The sequence below is a fragment of the Streptomyces sp. NPDC002623 genome (genome assembly GCF_053592635.1).
Genome location: NZ_JBSFWB010000023.1, coordinates 109,243 through 124,501 on the forward strand (window position 1 = coordinate 109,243; position 15,259 = coordinate 124,501).

Genomic DNA, 15,259 nt, shown 5'->3' on the forward strand with positions numbered 1-15,259 from the left:
CGAAGAGGGGGACACCGTCTGCCGGTGTCCCCCTCTTCGGCTGCTAGTCGCGGGCCGCGGTCAGGTGCTGCGCGTGTTCCTGGAGCGAGCGGACGCCCACGTCGCCGTGGTTGAGGGCGTCGATGCCCTGGACGGCGGCGGCGAGCGCCTGGACCGTCGTCAGACAGGGCACGGACCGCGCCACGGCCGCCGTACGGATCTCGTAGCCGTCGAGGCGGCCGCCGGTGCCGTACGGGGTGTTGACGATGAGGTCGACCTCGCCGTCGTGGATGCACTGGACGATGGTCTTCTCGCCGTTCGGGCCGACGCCCTCGGACTGCTTGCGCACGACCGTCGCGTTGATGCCGTTGCGCTTGAGGACCTCGGCGGTGCCGGAGGTGGCGAGCAGCTCGAAGCCGTGCGCGACCAGCTCGCGCGCCGGGAAGATCATCGACCGCTTGTCGCGGTTGGCGACCGAGATGAACGCGCGGCCCTTGGTGGGCAGCGGGCCGTACGCGCCCGCCTGCGACTTGGCGTACGCCGTGCCGAAGACGGAGTCGATGCCCATGACCTCGCCGGTGGAGCGCATCTCCGGGCCGAGGACCGTGTCGACGCCGCGGCCGGAGGTGTCCCGGAAGCGGGTCCACGGCATCACGGCCTCCTTGACGGAGATCGGCGCGTCCAGTGGCAGCTCGCCGCCGTCGCCGGTGGCCGGGAGCAGGCCCTCGGCGCGCAGTTCGGCGACGGTCGCGCCCAGCGAGATCCGCGCGGCGGCCTTGGCCAGCGGCACCGCGGTCGCCTTCGAGGTGAAGGGGACCGTTCGGGACGCGCGCGGGTTGGCCTCCAGGACATAGAGGATGTCGCCGGCCATCGCGAACTGGATGTTGATCAGGCCGCGGACGCCGACGCCCTTGGCGATGGCCTCGGTGGAGGCCCGCAGCCGCTTGATGTCGAAGCCGCCGAGCGTGATCGGGGGCAGGGCGCAGGCCGAGTCGCCGGAGTGGATGCCGGCCTCCTCGATGTGCTCCATGACACCGCCGAGGTAGAGCTCCTCGCCGTCGTAGAGCGCGTCGACGTCGATCTCGATGGCGTCGTCGAGGAAGCGGTCGACGAGCACCGGCCGGGTGGGGCTGATCTCGGTCGACTCGGCGATGTAGGACGACAGCCGGGTCTCGTCGTAGACGATCTCCATGCCGCGGCCGCCGAGCACGTACGAGGGCCGGACCAGGACCGGGTAGCCGATCTCGTCGGCGATGGCCTTGGCCTCGGCGAAGGTGGTGGCCGTGCCGTGCTTCGGGGCCGGCAGGCCGGCCTCGTCGAGCACCCGCCCGAACGCGCCCCGGTCCTCGGCCGCGTGGATGGCCTCGGGCGGGGTGCCGACGATCGGCACGCCGTTGTCCTTGAGCGCCTGCGCCAGGCCCAGCGGGGTCTGGCCGCCGAGCTGGACGATCACGCCCGCGATCGGGCCGGCCTGCGCCTCCGCGTGCACGACCTCCAGCACGTCCTCCAGCGTCAGCGGCTCGAAGTACAGGCGGTCGGAGGTGTCGTAGTCGGTGGAGACGGTCTCCGGGTTGCAGTTGACCATCACGGTCTCGTACCCGGCGTCGGACAGCGCGAAGGAGGCGTGGACGCACGAGTAGTCGAACTCGATGCCCTGGCCGATGCGGTTGGGGCCGGAGCCCAGGATGATCACCGCGGGCTTCTCGCGGGGCGCGACCTCGCTCTCCTCGTCGTAGGAGGAGTAGAAGTAGGGCGTCTTCGCGGCGAACTCGGCGGCGCAGGTGTCGACGGTCTTGTAGACCGGGCGGACGCCCAGCGCGTGCCGGACCTCGCGCACGACGTCCTCGCGCAGGCCGCGGATCTCGGCGATCTGCTGGTCGGAGAAGCCGTGCCGCTTGGCCTCGGCGAGCAGCTCGGCGTCCAGGCGGTCGGCGGCGGCCAGGTCGTCGGCGGTCTCCTTGATCAGGAAGAGCTGGTCGACGAACCAGGGGTCGATCTTCGTGAACTCGAAGACCTCCTCCGGTGTGGCGCCCGCGCGGATGGCCTGCATGACGGTGTTGATCCGGCCGTCGGTCGGGCGGACCGACTCGCGCAGCAGCTCGGCCTTGTCGCCGGGGTCGCCGACGAAGGTGAACTGGCTGCCCTTCTTCTCCAGCGAGCGCAGGGCCTTCTGGAAGGCCTCGGTGAAGTTGCGGCCGATGGCCATGGCCTCGCCGACCGACTTCATGGTCGTCGTCAGCGTGGAGTCGGCGCTGGGGAACTTCTCGAAGGCGAACCGCGGGGCCTTCACGACCACGTAGTCGAGCGTCGGCTCGAAGGAGGCCGGCGTCTCGCGCGTGATGTCGTTCGGGATCTCGTCGAGGGTGTAGCCGACGGCGAGCTTGGCCGCGATCTTGGCGATCGGGAAGCCGGTCGCCTTGGAGGCGAGGGCCGAGGAACGCGACACGCGCGGGTTCATCTCGATGACGATGACCCGGCCGTCCGCGGGGTCCACCGCGAACTGGATGTTGCAGCCGCCGGTGTCCACGCCGACCTCGCGGATCACGGCGATGCCGATGTCGCGCAGGATCTGGTACTCGCGGTCGGTGAGCGTCATGGCGGGCGCGACGGTGATCGAGTCGCCGGTGTGCACGCCCATGGGGTCGAAGTTCTCGATGGAGCAGACGACCACGACGTTGTCGTGCTTGTCGCGCATCAGCTCCAGCTCGTACTCCTTCCAGCCGAGGATGGACTCCTCCAGGAGCACCTCGGTGGTCGGCGAGAGGGTGAGGCCCTGCCCGGCGATGCGGCGCAGCTCCTCCTCGTCGTGGGCGAAGCCGGAGCCGGCGCCGCCCATGGTGAAGGAGGGGCGGACGACGACCGGGTAGCCGCCGAGCGTGTCGACGCCCGCGAGAACCTCGTCCATGGTGTGGCAGATCACGGACCGGGCGGACTCGCCGTACCCGATCTTCGCCTTGACGGCCTCGACGACGCCCTTGAACAGGTCGCGGTCCTCGCCCTTGTTGATGGCCTCCACGTTGGCGCCGATCAGCTCGACGCCGTACTTCTCCAGGACGCCGTTCTCGGCCAGCGAGATCGCGGTGTTGAGGGCCGTCTGGCCGCCCAGGGTGGGCAGCAGGGCGTCGGGGCGCTCCTTGGCGATGATCTTCTCGACGAACTCCGGGGTGATCGGCTCGACGTAGGTGGCGTCGGCGATCTCCGGGTCGGTCATGATCGTCGCCGGGTTGGAGTTGACCAGGATCACCCGCAGGCCCTCGGCGCGCAGGATGCGGCACGCCTGGGTGCCGGAGTAGTCGAACTCGGCGGCCTGGCCGATGACGATCGGGCCGGAGCCGATGACCAGGACGGACTGGATATCGGTGCGCTTAGGCACGCTGGCCCTCCATCAGGGATACGAAGCGGTCGAACAGGTAGGCGGCGTCGTGCGGGCCCGCTGCCGCTTCGGGGTGGTACTGGACGGAGAAGGCCGGCTGGTCGAGCAGCTGCAGCCCCTCCACGACGTCGTCGTTGAGGCAGATGTGCGAGACCTCGGCGCGGCCGAAGGGCGTCTCGCTGACCTTGTCGAGCGGCGCGTCCACGGCGAAGCCGTGGTTGTGCGCGGTGACCTCGACCTTGCCGGTCGTACGGTCCTGGACCGGCTGGTTGATGCCCCGGTGGCCGTACTTCAGCTTGTAGGTGCCGAAGCCGAGGGCGCGGCCGAGGATCTGGTTGCCGAAGCAGATGCCGAAGAGCGGAGTCTTCCGTTCCAGGACGGCGGTCATGAGGGCGACCGGGCCGTCGGCCGTGGCCGGGTCGCCGGGGCCGTTGGAGAAGAAGACCCCGTCGGGGGCGACGGCGTACACGTCCTCCTCGGTCGCCGTGGCGGGGAGCACATGCACCTCGATGCCGCGCTCGGCCATGCGGTGCGGGGTCATGCCCTTGATGCCGAGGTCGACGGCGGCGACGGTGAACCGCTTCTCGCCGACCGCCGGGACGACGTAGGCCTCCTTGGTGGCGACCTCCTCGTACAGGCTCAGCCCCTTCATCTGCGGCTGGGTCTGCACGCGCGCGAGGAGATCGGTCTCGGAGCCGATCGCCTCGCCGGAGAAGATGCCGGCGCGCATCGAGCCGCGCTCGCGCAGATGGCGGGTGAGGGCGCGGGTGTCGATGCCGGAGATGCCGACGACGCTCTGCTTGACCAGTTCGTCGTCCAGGGACCGCTTGGCGCGCCAGTTGGACGGCACGCGCGCGGGGTCGCGCACGACGTAGCCGGAGACCCAGATGCGCCCGGACTCGTCGTCCTCGTCGTTCCAGCCGGTGTTGCCGATCTGCGGGGCGGTCGCGACCACGATCTGGCGGTCGTACGACGGGTCGGTCAGGGTCTCCTGGTAACCGGTCATGCCGGTGGAGAACACCGCTTCGCCGAAGGTCTCCCCCACGGCCCCGTAGGCGCGGCCGCGGAAGATCCGGCCGTCCTCCAGGACGAGTACGGCGGGAACCTTGGCGGTTCCCCTGGTGGAGGTCGTCATCGTGCGCCTTCCGTTTCCGTCGGTGTTTCCGTCTTGTCGATCATGGAGTTGAGGGTGGCGACCCACTCGTTGTGCTCGGCCGCGCGGTCGGAGCGGAAGCCCGAGTCGAGCAGCTTGTCGCCGTGCGCCCAGGTCACCACCAGCAGTCCGCCCTCGGAGAGGACCTTGCCGGCGATGCCCTTGTCGAGCCGGGCCTCGCGCAGTGCGCCGGCCGGGACGAAGAAGTCGGTCGCGCCGGGCCGTACGACGTCCAGTCCCGCGTCCGTCAGGGTGAGCTCGACCCGGCTGCGGGTGCCCAGGCCGTGCGCCACGATGCGGTCGAGCCACTGCCCGGCGGTGGTGGAGCCGTGGTAGCGGCCGCTCATGCTCAGTCTCACCGGGCCGAGGTCGTCCGGCGCGGTGGAGAGGTCGGGCAGGTCGCCCTGGAGTGTGCCGCGCCACTTCCAGCCCTCGCGCATCAGCCAGTACACGAGCGCGACGAAGAGGCCGAGACCGACCACCCAGCCGAGCCGGGCGGCCCAGTCGGTCACTTCGGCCGATTCCTTCTCGGCCGCGAGCAGTAGTGCTGCAGATGTCACGTGAGCTTCCCGTCGACGAGCGTGGCCTTGCCCCGGAGCCAGGTGTGCGTGACACGGCCCGGCAGCTCACGCCCCTCGTAGGGGGTGTTCCGGCTGCGCGAGGCGAAGCCCGCGGGGTCCACCGACCCACGGTATTCCGTGTCGACGAGCGTGAGGTTGGCGGGCTCACCTGCCGAGACGGGGCGTCCATGGCCACCCGCCCGTCCGATCCGGGCGGGTGCGAAGGACATGCGGTCGGCGACCCCGGCCCAGGTCAGCAGGCCCGTGTCCACCATCGTCTCCTGGACCACCGACAACGCGGTCTCCAGGCCGACCATGCCCATGGCGGCCGCGGCCCACTCGCAGTCCTTGTCCTCGTGCGGGTGCGGGGCGTGGTCGGTGGCGACGATGTCGATCGTGCCGTCGGCGAGCGCCTCGCGCAGCGCCAGCACATCGCGCTCGGTGCGCAGCGGCGGGTTCACCTTGTAGACCGGGTTGTAGCTGCGCACCAGCTCGTCGGTGAGGAGCAGGTGGTGCGGGGTGACCTCGGCGGTGACGTCGATGCCGCGCGACTTGGCCCAGCGGACGATCTCGACCGACCCGGCGGTGGAGAGGTGGCAGATGTGGACGCGGGAGCCGACGTGCTCGGCGAGCAGGACATCCCGGGCGATGATCGATTCTTCGGCCACCGCGGGCCAGCCCCCGAGCCCCAGCTCGGCGGAGACGACGCCCTCGTTCATCTGGGCGCCCTCGGTCAGCCGCGGCTCCTGGGCGTGCTGGGCGACGACCCCGCCGAAGGCCTTCACGTACTCCAGTGCGCGGCGCATGATCACCGCGTCGTCGACGCACTTGCCGTCGTCGGAGAAGACGGTGACGCCGGCGGCCGACTCGTGCATGGCGCCGAGCTCGGCAAGCTTCCTGCCCTCCAGGCCGACGGTGACCGCGCCGATGGGCTGCACATCGCAGTAGCCGTGCTCCCGGCCCAGTCGCCAGACCTGCTCGACCACGCCGGCGGTGTCGGCGACGGGGAAGGTGTTGGCCATGGCGAAGACGGCCGTGTAGCCGCCGGAGGCGGCCGCGCGGGTGCCCGTCAGCACGGTCTCGGAGTCCTCGCGGCCGGGCTCGCGCAGATGGGTGTGCAGGTCGACCAGGCCCGGCAGCAGCACCTTGCCGCCGGCCTCGACGACCTCGGCGCCCTCGGCGGACAGCCCCGCGCCCACGGCCTCGATGACGCCGCCGTCGATGAGGACGTCCTGCGGCTCGCCGCCGAGCACCTTCGCACCACGGATAAGGATCTTGCTCATGGGTTCTTACTTCTCCTCGGTGGTACGGGCGTGGCTGACGGCGGGCTCGTTGCCGCCCAGGAGCAGGTACAGGACGGCCATCCGGATGGACACGCCGTTGGCGACCTGTTCGACGACGGTGCAGCGCGGGGAGTCGGCGACCTCGGCGGTGATCTCCATGCCGCGGACCATCGGGCCGGGGTGCATCACGATGGCGTGCTCGGGCATCCGCGCCATCCGGTCGCCGTCGAGGCCGTAGCGCCGCGAGTACTCGCGCTCGGTCGGGAAGAACGCGGCGTTCATGCGCTCCCGCTGGACGCGCAGCATCATCACGGCGTCGGACTTGGGCAGCGTGCTGTCGAGGTCGTACGACACCTCGCAGGGCCAGGACTCGATGCCGACCGGCACCAGGGTGGGCGGGGCGACCAGGGTGACCTCGGCGCCCAGGGTGTGCAGCAGGTCGACGTTGGAGCGGGCGACCCGGCTGTGCAGGACGTCCCCGACGAGCGTGATGCGCTTGCCCGCGAGGTCCTGGCCGAGGCCGGCGTCCCGGCCGACCAGGCGGCGGCGCATGGTGAAGGCGTCCAGCAGCGCCTGGGTGGGGTGCTGGTGGGTGCCGTCGCCGGCGTTGACCACGGCCGCGTCGATCCAGCCGGAGGTGGCCAGGCGGTACGGCGCGCCGGAGGCGCCGTGCCGGATGACGACCGCGTCGACGCCCATCGCCTCCAGCGTCTGTGCGGTGTCCTTCAGGGACTCGCCCTTGGACACCGACGATCCCTTGGCGGTGAAGTTGATGACGTCCGCGGAGAGGCGCTTCTCGGCGGCCTCGAACGAGATACGCGTGCGCGTGGAGTCCTCGAAGAAGAGGTTGACGATCGTGCGGCCGCGCAGGGTCGGGAGTTTCTTGATGGGCCGGTCGGCGACGCGGGCCATCTCCTCGGCGGTGTCGAGGATCAGGACGGCGTCGTCGCGGGTGAGGTCGGCGGCCGAGATGAGATGACGCTGCATCTGTCAGGCTCCGTAAGGCAGTTCAGGATATTGGGGAGATTCCGGGCAGGCGAGGGCGCGCCGGAACGGCGGGCGCGCGACGTCCGCTACGGGGTCTGCTTCACACCGAGCAGCACGGTGTCGCGACCGTCCTCCTCGGCGAGCAGGACCTTGACCGTCTCCCGCAACGACGTGGGGAGGTTCTTGCCGACGTAGTCGGCGCGGATGGGCAGTTCCCGGTGGCCGCGGTCGACGAGGACCGCGAGCTGCACCGCGCGCGGGCGCCCGAGGTCGTTCAGGGCGTCGAGGGCGGCGCGGATGGTGCGGCCGGAGAAGAGCACGTCGTCGACGAGGACGACCAGCTTGCCGTCGAGGCCGTCACCGGGGATCTCGGTGCGGGCCAGCGCACGCGGCGGGTGCATGCGCAGGTCGTCGCGGTACATGGTGATGTCGAGGGAGCCGACGGGGATCTTGCGGTCGGTGATCTGCTCGAGTTTCTCGGCGAGCCGCCGGGCGAGGAAGACGCCGCGGGTCGGGATGCCGAGCACCACCACGTCGTCGGCGCCCTTGGCGCGTTCGACGATCTCGTGGGCGATGCGCGTCAGCACGCGCGCGATGTCGGGGCCTTCGAGAACGGGCCGCGCATCGGTGTGCCGGGGATCCTGCTGGGAGTCCTGCTGGGTGTCCTGCTGGGTGTCCTGCGTGTCCATATGAAACGGACCTCCTTCTCCGCCTCACGGGACGGACCTTAAAGGACGTCGGATTTGCGCCATCCACGGTAGCAGGCCGGGACGACACCCCTGATCACCCCCTTGGCGTAATCGGCCGGCGTTACCACGGAAGCGTCGGTGTGGACCATTCGGCTTGACGCAGAAGAATCACGCTGCGTAACCTCACAGTGAGTTACCAGCACGCGGCTCCTGCCGCGTCGACCCAGTGCCGGGGAGCTATATGTCCAGCGAATACGCCAAACAGCTCGGGGCCAAGCTCCGAGCGATCCGCACCCAGCAGGGCCTTTCCCTCCACGGTGTCGAGGAGAAGTCCCAGGGACGCTGGAAGGCCGTCGTGGTCGGTTCGTACGAGCGCGGCGACCGCGCCGTGACCGTGCAGCGCCTGGCCGAGCTGGCGGATTTCTACGGCGTTCCCGTGCAGGAGCTGCTGCCGGGCACCACCCCTGGCGGCGCGGCCGAGCCCCCGCCGAAGCTGGTCCTGGACCTGGAGCGACTGGCCCATGTGCCGGTCGAGAAGGCGGGCCCGCTGCAGCGCTACGCGGCCACGATCCAGTCGCAGCGTGGTGACTACAACGGCAAGGTGCTGTCGATCCGCCAGGACGACCTGCGCACCCTCGCCGTCATCTACGACCAGTCGCCCTCGGTCCTGACCGAGCAGCTGATCAGCTGGGGCGTCCTGGACGCGGACGCGCGTCGTGCCGTCTCCCACGAGGAGGGCTGAGCCTCTCGACGGCTCAGCAGGTCTCAGCAGAAACGTGCCGCCGGGGTGGCCGGAACTTGACGGTTCCGGCCACCCCAGCGGCTTTCTGCGGGCCTGTAGTGCCTCAGGGGTACCCGGCGACGCCCCAGGGGCGCGGGAATGCCGAAGGGGCCCTCAGCGTGCTGCTGCGGGCCCCTTCTGTGATGGTCGTACCGGCTCCGGCTCGTAGGACGCGCCGCCGGTCACGCCTCGCTGCCGTCTAAGCCTCGTCCCGGCGCAGTGACGGCTTGAGCTCCTTCAGCCGGCCGAGCAGGCCGTTGACGAACGAGGGCGACTCGTCCGTGGAGAACTCCTTCGCCAGCTGCACCATCTCGTCGAGGACGACCGCGTCCGGGGTCTCGTCGGCCCAGATCAGCTCGTAGGCGCCGAGCCGCAGGATGTTGCGGTCGACCACGGGCATCCGGTCCAGCGTCCAGCCGACCGAGTACTGGGAGATCAGCTCGTCGATACGCCGCGCGTGCTGCGCGTAGCCCTCGACCAGCTGCATCGTGTACTCGCTCACCGGCGGCTGCCGGGTGTCGGCCCGGGAGAGCCGGATCCAGTCCGCGAGGACCGTCAGGACATCGGCTCCGCGCTGGTCGCCCTCGAAGAGGATCTGGAAGGCGCGCTTGCGGGCCGTGTTGCGGGCAGCCACGGTTAGCTGTTCACCCGGCCGAGGTAGTCGCTGGTGCGGGTGTCGACCTTGATCTTCTCACCGGTGGTGATGAAGAGCGGGACCTGGATCTGGTGACCGGTCTCCAGGGTGGCGGGCTTGGTGCCACCGGTGGAGCGGTCGCCCTGCAGGCCCGGCTCGGTCTCCTGGACGACGAGCTCGACGGCGGCCGGCAGCTCGACGAAGAGCACCTCGCCCTCGTGCTGCGCGACCGTGGCGGTGAAGCCCTCGATCAGGAAGTTGGCGGAGTCGCCGACAGCCTTGCGGTCGACCATGAGCTGGTCGTAGGTCTCCATGTCCATGAAGACGAAGTACTCGCCGTCCATGTAGGAGAACTGCATGTCGCGCTTGTCGACAGTGGCCGTCTCGACCTTGACGCCGGCGTTGAACGTCTTGTCGACGACCTTGCCGGAAAGCACGTTCTTGAGCTTGGTGCGCACGAATGCGGGGCCCTTGCCGGGCTTGACGTGCTGGAACTCGACGACGGACCAGAGCTGGCCGCCTTCGAGCTTGAGCACCAGGCCGTTCTTGAGGTCGTTCGTGGAAGCCACGGTTGCGGAATCTCCTGGACTGACGTGGACGACCCCGGGGCACGCACCTGCCTAGAGGGCGAGCAGCTCCTTGGTCGTGATGGTGAGTAGCTCGGGTCCGCCGTCCGCCTCGGGGCGCACGACGAGCGTGTCATCGATCCGGACCCCGCCCCGGCCCGGGAGGTGTACCCCGGGTTCGACGGTGACCGGCACGCAAGCGTCCAGTTTACCCATGGCTGCGGGAGCCAGCTGCGGGTCCTCTTCGATTTCGAGTCCGACGCCGTGCCCGGTGAGTGCCGAAAGGCCCTCGGTACGCCCTGCGGAGTCCAGGATCTGGCGGGCCGCGCGGTCCACGTCACGATAGGCGGCACCGGGCGCCAGGGCCTCACGTCCGGCGCGCTGAGCGGCGAAGACGAGGTCGTACAGCTCGATCTGCCAGTCGGCCGGGGACGTCCCGATCACGAAGGTGCGGCCGATCTCGCAGCGGTAGCCGCGGTAGGTCGCCCCCAGGCAGACCGAGAGGAAGTCGCCTTCCTCCACCCGCCGGTCGGTGGGCCGGTGCCCGCGTCGGCCGGAGTTCGGGCCCGCGGCGACCGACGTGGCGAAGGCGGGACCGTCGGCGCCGTGGTCGACGAGGCGCCGCTCCAGCTCCAGGGCCAGGTGCCGTTCCGTGCGGCCGACCAGGATGGACTCCAGCAGCTCCCCCAGCGCCTGGTCGGCGATCTCGGCGCCGATCCGCAGACAGGAGATCTCCTCCTCGTCCTTCACCACCCTCAGCTGTTCGACCGCGCCGCCCAGGTCGGCGAGGCGCAGCCGGGCCGCGACCGAGCGGAGCTCACGGTGGCGGGCCACCGTGAGGTGATGTTCCTCGACCGCGAGACAGTCGCCGCCCTGGCCCAGCAGAAGGCCGGCGGCGGCGACCGCCGGATCGCCTCCGGCGCCGGGCAGGACATGGACGCGCAGCGCGTCGTCCGGTCGCCCCTCGGAGGGGCGGTCCTCGGGCGGGACGGCGCAGACGAGGAGGTCCTCGCGTCGGCCCAGCAGCAGGACGGCGCCGCGCGGAGCCGCGCCCGCCAGATACCTCACATTGGCGGGGCGGGAGATGAGCGCCGCGGTGCTGCCGGCCGCGTTACAGCGCTCCCGGAGACGGGTTCGGCGGGACGCGTAGACCTCTGACATGACACGAGCGTAGGAGCGGTGGCCGGATTGTGCTGGCTGGAAGGGTGCCGTTCGGGGGACCGGGCGGGGCGAACGGTGGTATGCCGGGGCCGGGTCCCGCCCGTCACCACTTCGGGGGGCTGGCGATCGCCCTTGCCAGCACGTCGTCCAGGACCCTTGCCGTGGTCGGGACGTCCAGCTGGGAGTTGTCGATGATGGGCAGGCCGGAGCCGTACCAGCCCGCCATGCGGCCGTGGATGCGGGCCACCTCCTCGTCGGCGAGGCGGCGGTTGCCGGAGCGTTCGGCGTTGCGCTCCAGGACGACCTCCAGCCCGGGGAGCAGGACGACGGGCAGCAGACCGGGGCCCACATGGCGCTTCCAGCCGCCGAGGCCCACGGCCGGGCGGTCGGGGAAGATCGCGTCGTCCAGGATGCACGAGATGCCGTTGGCCAGGAAGTTGCGCGCGGCGAAGCCGCAGGTGCGGCGGGCCAGGCGGTACTGGGCCTCGGAGTGGTCGTTCCACCCCGACTGCGGGTCGGCGAAGCCGGAGCGGACCCATTCGCGTACGTCGTCGAGGCTGACGTGGGCGGTGGGCACCCGGCGGTGGTCGGCCCAGAACTTGGCGACGCTGGTCTTGCCGGCGCCCGCGGGGCCGATCAGCAGGACCGCGAGCGTCGTGGCCGTCGGGTCGGGGACGGTCGGGGCGGGCGGCGCGCTGGGCATCGGGACCGGACCGCCGGGCGGCAGCGGGACGTGCCCGGTGGTGTCGGCGCTCTGCGGGACGGGGGCGTGGCCGGGGGCGGGCGGCGGCGGCACGGGCGGGATCGGCGGCTGGGGCGCGGGCGGGACCGGGCCCGAGGGAGCCCCCAGGTATCCCGGCTGGTGCGGGCCCGGGTGATGTGCGGCCGGCGACCAGCCGACGGCCGGACCGTGCCCCGGCTGATGGGGCGGCGGCAGCGGAGAACCCACTGCGTGCTGCATCCGGTGCCACTCCGTCTCGTACAGGCAATTGGCGCTGGCTGTAGGGGTGCGGACCCCGTCTTCGCTACTGAACGGTACCGCCCCAGGCCATCGTTTGGTGAACGGCCGGGGGCGGTCCGAAGTGCCCGGTGCGGAAAGCGAATCGGGCGGAAGGGGAGCGGTCGGACTTACCCGGCCGTCCCGTGGCCCTGCCCGGCCTCAGGCCGTGTCCTACTCGCCCACCTCGCCGTACGCGGCGAGCAGCACGGCCGGGTCGGGACCCTCGAGGACGGTCGGCTTGGCCAGGCCGTCCAGGACGATGAAGCGCAGCAGGTCGCCGCGGGACTTCTTGTCGACCTTCATGTTCTCCAGCAGCTTGGGCCACTGGTCGTGACGGTAGTGCAGCGGCAGCCCCACGGCCTCGAGTACCGTGCGGTGGCGGTCGGCCGTGGCATCGTCCAACCGGCCCGCCAGGCGGCCCAGTTCGGCGGCGAAGTGCATGCCCACCGAGACGGCCGCGCCGTGCCGCCACTTGTAGCGCTCGTTCTTCTCGATGGCGTGCGCCAGGGTGTGGCCGTAGTTGAGGATCTCCCGCAGGCCCGACTCCTTCAGGTCGGAGGACACGACGTCCGCCTTGACCCTGATGGAGCGTTCGATGAGCTCGGCGGTGTGCGGGCCCGCCGGGGTGCGGGCGGCCTCGGGGTCGGACTCGATGAGGTCGAGGATCGCCGGGTCGGCGATGAAGCCCGCCTTGATGATCTCGGCGAGCCCGGAGACGTAGTCGTTGACCGGGAGGGAGTCCAGCGCGGCCAGATCGCACAGCACGCCGGCCGGCGGATGGAAGGAGCCGACGAGGTTCTTGCCCTCGGCCGTGTTGATGCCGGTCTTGCCGCCGACGGCCGCGTCGACCATGGCGAGCACGGTGGTCGGGACGGCGATCCAGCGCACCCCGCGCAGCCAGGTCGCCGCGACGAACCCGGCGAGGTCGGTGGTCGAGCCGCCGCCGACGCCCACGACGACGTCGGTGCGGGTGAACCCGGACTGGCCGAGCGCCTTCCAGCAGTAGGCGGCGACCTCTGCGGTCTTGGCCTCCTCCGCGTTGGGCACCTGGATGGCGACCGCCTCGTAGCCCTGCTCGACCAGGTCGGCGCGCAGCGCGTCCCCGGTCTCGGCGAGCGCCTCGGGGTGGATGACGGCGACCCGCTTGACCCGGTCGCCGATCAGAGCGCCGAGTTCGCTCAGCAGCCGGCGTCCGACCAGGACCTCGTACGGCTCGGATCCCGCGCTGCCGCCGACCCGGATCCGCGTTACGGACTCGCTGCTCATGCTTCCTTCAACTCCAAAGCGTCCAGGGCGACTTGGGTGACCTCTTCGGCCGTACGGCCGTCCGTCGGCACCACGGCCGTGGCGACTCCCTCGTACAGATGGCGGCGGGCCTCCATCAGCTCGCGCCACTGCTTGCGCGGGTTGACGGCGAGCAGCGGGCGGGCCGCGTTGAGGCCGGTGCGCCGGACGGCTTCCTCGACGTCCATGGACAGGTAGACCACGCACTGTCCGGCCAGCAGGCCGCGCGTGTCCGCGTCCAGGATCGAGCCGCCGCCGAGCGCCAGGACGCCGTCGTGCTCGGCGAGCGCGCGGTGCACGGCCTGCTTCTCGAGCGCACGGAAGGCTTCCTCGCCGTCGTCGACGAAGATCTCCGCGATGCTGCGGCCCTGCTCGGCGACGATGTCGTCGTCGGTGTCCCGGTAGCCGACGCCGAGCCGCTCGGCCAGCAGCCCGCCGACGGTGGACTTGCCGACGCCCATCGGGCCGACCAGGACGACCAGCGGCCCGCTCATCGGATGCGCAGGTTGTCGAGGTACGAGCGCACGTTGCGGTGGGTCTCGGTGACGCTGTCGCCGCCGAACTTCTCCGCCACGGCGTCCGCCAGCACCAGCGCGACCATCGCCTCGGCGACGATCCCGGCGGCCGGGACCGCGCACACGTCGGAGCGCTGGTGGTGCGCCTGGGTGGCCTCGCCCGTGACCACGTCCACCGTCTTCAGGGCGCGCGGCACGGTCGCGATCGGCTTCATGGCCGCCCGCACGCGCAGCAGCTCGCCCGTGGTCAGACCGCCCTCGGTGCCGCCGGAGCGACCGCTGGTGCGCCTGATGCCCTCGGGCGTGGTGACGATCTCGTCGTGCGCCTTCGAGCCGGGCACGCGCGCGAGGTCGAAGCCGTCTCCGACCTCGACGCCCTTGATCGCCTGGATGCCCATCAGGGCGGCGGCGAGACGGGCGTCCAGTCGGCGGTCCCAGTGCACGTGCGAGCCGAGGCCGACCGGGACGCCGTACGCGAGCACCTCGACGACGCCGCCGAGGGTGTCGCCGTCCTTGTGGGCCTGGTCGATCTCCGCGACCATCGCCTTCGACGCGTCCGCGTCCAGGCAGCGCACCGGGTCCTCGTCCAGCTTCTCGACGTCGGCGGGGACGGGGTAGACGCCGTAGGGCGCCTTGGCGGCGGCCAGCTCCACCACGTGGGAGACGATCTCGATGCCGGCCGTCTCCTTCAGGTACGACCGGGCGACCGCGCCCAGCGCGACCCGGGCGGCCGTCTCACGCGCGGAGGCGCGCTCCAGGACGGGCCGTGCCTCGTCGAAGCCGTACTTCTGCATCCCGGCGAGGTCGGCGTGGCCGGGGCGCGGGCGGGTGAGCGGGGCGTTGCGGGCGAGGCCCGCGAGGATCTCCGGGTCGACCGGGTCGGCCGCCATGACCTGTTCCCACTTCGGCCACTCCGTGTTGCCCACCATGACCGCCACCGGCGAACCCATGGTGAGACCGTGCCGGACGCCGCCGAGGAAGGTGACCTCGTCGCGTTCGAACTTCATGCGCGCGCCGCGCCCGTAGCCGAGCCGCCGTCGCGCCAGGTGGTCGGCCACCATCTCCGTGGTGATCGGGACGCCGGCGGGAAGGCCCTCCAGCGTCGCGACAAGTGCGGGACCGTGGGATTCCCCCGCGGTCAGCCAACGCAGCCTGCTCAACGATGCTCCTCAGTACTCGCGCCCCGTATGCCCTGCCGCACGCGCGTCCTCGCGTACGTCGTCGGCGTGACCTGGTGCGCGGCCCTGGCCCGCCGCCTCCGATCCTCCCACGTCCCGGCTCCGGAACCGGTCGC

General features: G+C 71.1%; 14 protein-coding genes. 1 reads left to right on the top strand and 13 read right to left on the bottom strand.

Translation table 11 applies throughout. The features are described from left to right. Positions 1 to 43 precede the first annotated feature (43 nt). The 6 genes from carB to pyrR all read right to left on the bottom strand — a co-directional run bounded on the left by carB (position 44) and on the right by pyrR (position 8,024). On the bottom strand, positions 44 to 3,352 hold the full coding sequence (gene carB, locus ACWD4O_RS33910; protein ID WP_451285801.1) for a carbamoyl-phosphate synthase large subunit: 3,309 nt from the start codon (positions 3,350 to 3,352) through the stop codon (positions 44 to 46). Beyond that, entirely contained in the window at positions 3,345 to 4,487 is a 1,143-nt protein-coding gene (gene carA, locus ACWD4O_RS33915; RefSeq protein ID WP_451285803.1) for a glutamine-hydrolyzing carbamoyl-phosphate synthase small subunit, read from the bottom strand. The genes carB and carA overlap by 8 nt, the downstream gene beginning before the upstream one ends. Beyond that, positions 4,484 to 5,065: a PH-like domain-containing protein gene (locus tag ACWD4O_RS33920; protein WP_451285805.1), complete on the bottom strand. Its 582-nt coding sequence runs from the start codon at positions 5,063 to 5,065 to the stop codon at positions 4,484 to 4,486. Before ACWD4O_RS33920 ends, carA begins: the two co-directional genes overlap by 4 nt. Then, positions 5,062 to 6,348, bottom strand: a complete 1,287-nt coding sequence (locus ACWD4O_RS33925) for a dihydroorotase (protein WP_451285806.1) — start codon at positions 6,346 to 6,348, stop codon at positions 5,062 to 5,064. The genes ACWD4O_RS33920 and ACWD4O_RS33925 overlap by 4 nt, the downstream gene beginning before the upstream one ends. Positions 6,349 to 6,354: 6 nt before the next feature. Then, the gene (locus ACWD4O_RS33930) at positions 6,355 to 7,335 is read right to left on the bottom strand and encodes an aspartate carbamoyltransferase catalytic subunit (RefSeq protein ID WP_451285808.1); all 981 of its coding nucleotides are present in this window, start codon (positions 7,333 to 7,335) and stop codon (positions 6,355 to 6,357) included. A gap of 86 nt (positions 7,336 to 7,421) precedes the next feature. Next, positions 7,422 to 8,024, bottom strand: coding sequence for a bifunctional pyr operon transcriptional regulator/uracil phosphoribosyltransferase PyrR (gene pyrR / locus ACWD4O_RS33935; protein WP_451285810.1), 603 nt, complete (start codon positions 8,022 to 8,024; stop codon positions 7,422 to 7,424). A gap of 241 nt (positions 8,025 to 8,265) precedes the next feature. Between pyrR and bldD the strand changes: the two genes are divergently transcribed. Further along, the gene (gene bldD, locus ACWD4O_RS33940; RefSeq protein WP_020128858.1) at positions 8,266 to 8,766 is read left to right on the top strand and encodes a transcriptional regulator BldD; all 501 of its coding nucleotides are present in this window, start codon (positions 8,266 to 8,268) and stop codon (positions 8,764 to 8,766) included. Between the two features lie 238 nt (positions 8,767 to 9,004). Here bldD and nusB read toward each other — a convergent pair whose 3' ends face one another. From nusB to aroC, 7 genes are all read right to left on the bottom strand, one after another. Next, positions 9,005 to 9,439 (bottom strand): transcription antitermination factor NusB, encoded by a 435-nt coding sequence (nusB, locus tag ACWD4O_RS33945; protein WP_451046938.1) that lies wholly within the window; start codon positions 9,437 to 9,439, stop codon positions 9,005 to 9,007. Positions 9,440 to 9,441: 2 nt separating this feature from the next. After that, positions 9,442 to 10,008 carry an elongation factor P gene (gene efp / locus ACWD4O_RS33950; RefSeq protein ID WP_351919104.1) on the bottom strand — a complete coding sequence of 189 codons (567 nt, stop codon included), beginning with the start codon at positions 10,006 to 10,008 and terminating at the stop codon, positions 9,442 to 9,444. A 51-nt stretch (positions 10,009 to 10,059) separates the two neighbouring features. Next, the gene (locus tag ACWD4O_RS33955) at positions 10,060 to 11,166 is read right to left on the bottom strand and encodes an aminopeptidase P family protein (RefSeq protein ID WP_451285813.1); all 1,107 of its coding nucleotides are present in this window, start codon (positions 11,164 to 11,166) and stop codon (positions 10,060 to 10,062) included. 103 nt (positions 11,167 to 11,269) lie between these two features. Then, on the bottom strand, positions 11,270 to 12,127 hold the full coding sequence (locus ACWD4O_RS33960; RefSeq protein WP_451285815.1) for a Pro-rich N-terminal domain-containing protein: 858 nt from the start codon (positions 12,125 to 12,127) through the stop codon (positions 11,270 to 11,272). A 210-nt stretch (positions 12,128 to 12,337) separates the two neighbouring features. Next, complete coding sequence (aroB, locus tag ACWD4O_RS33965) at positions 12,338 to 13,432, bottom strand: 3-dehydroquinate synthase (protein WP_351919108.1); 1,095 nt, start codon at positions 13,430 to 13,432, stop codon at positions 12,338 to 12,340. Further along, positions 13,429 to 13,944, bottom strand: coding sequence for a shikimate kinase (locus tag ACWD4O_RS33970; RefSeq protein ID WP_451285817.1), 516 nt, complete (start codon positions 13,942 to 13,944; stop codon positions 13,429 to 13,431). Before ACWD4O_RS33970 ends, aroB begins: the two co-directional genes overlap by 4 nt. Next, the gene (gene aroC / locus ACWD4O_RS33975) at positions 13,941 to 15,125 is read right to left on the bottom strand and encodes a chorismate synthase (protein ID WP_451285818.1); all 1,185 of its coding nucleotides are present in this window, start codon (positions 15,123 to 15,125) and stop codon (positions 13,941 to 13,943) included. The genes ACWD4O_RS33970 and aroC overlap by 4 nt, the downstream gene beginning before the upstream one ends. Between the last annotated feature and the right edge of the window lie 134 nt (positions 15,126 to 15,259).

Excerpts from the sequence above, each read along its gene's own strand:
- pyrR (WP_451285810.1), bottom strand. The coding sequence starts at position 8,024 with ATGGACACGCAGGACACCCAGCAGGACACCCAGCAGGACTCCCAGCAG.
- ACWD4O_RS33960 (WP_451285815.1), bottom strand. The coding sequence starts at position 12,127 with ATGCAGCACGCAGTGGGTTCTCCGCTGCCGCCGCCCCATCAGCCGGGG.
- carA (WP_451285803.1), bottom strand. The coding sequence starts at position 4,487 with ATGACGACCTCCACCAGGGGAACCGCCAAGGTTCCCGCCGTACTCGTC.
- ACWD4O_RS33930 (WP_451285808.1), bottom strand. The coding sequence starts at position 7,335 with ATGCAGCGTCATCTCATCTCGGCCGCCGACCTCACCCGCGACGACGCC.
- ACWD4O_RS33955 (WP_451285813.1), bottom strand. The coding sequence starts at position 11,166 with ATGTCAGAGGTCTACGCGTCCCGCCGAACCCGTCTCCGGGAGCGCTGT.
- aroB (WP_351919108.1), bottom strand. The coding sequence starts at position 13,432 with ATGAGCAGCGAGTCCGTAACGCGGATCCGGGTCGGCGGCAGCGCGGGA.
- ACWD4O_RS33970 (WP_451285817.1), bottom strand. The coding sequence starts at position 13,944 with ATGAGCGGGCCGCTGGTCGTCCTGGTCGGCCCGATGGGCGTCGGCAAG.
- bldD (WP_020128858.1), top strand. The coding sequence starts at position 8,266 with ATGTCCAGCGAATACGCCAAACAGCTCGGGGCCAAGCTCCGAGCGATC.
- ACWD4O_RS33925 (WP_451285806.1), bottom strand. The coding sequence starts at position 6,348 with ATGAGCAAGATCCTTATCCGTGGTGCGAAGGTGCTCGGCGGCGAGCCG.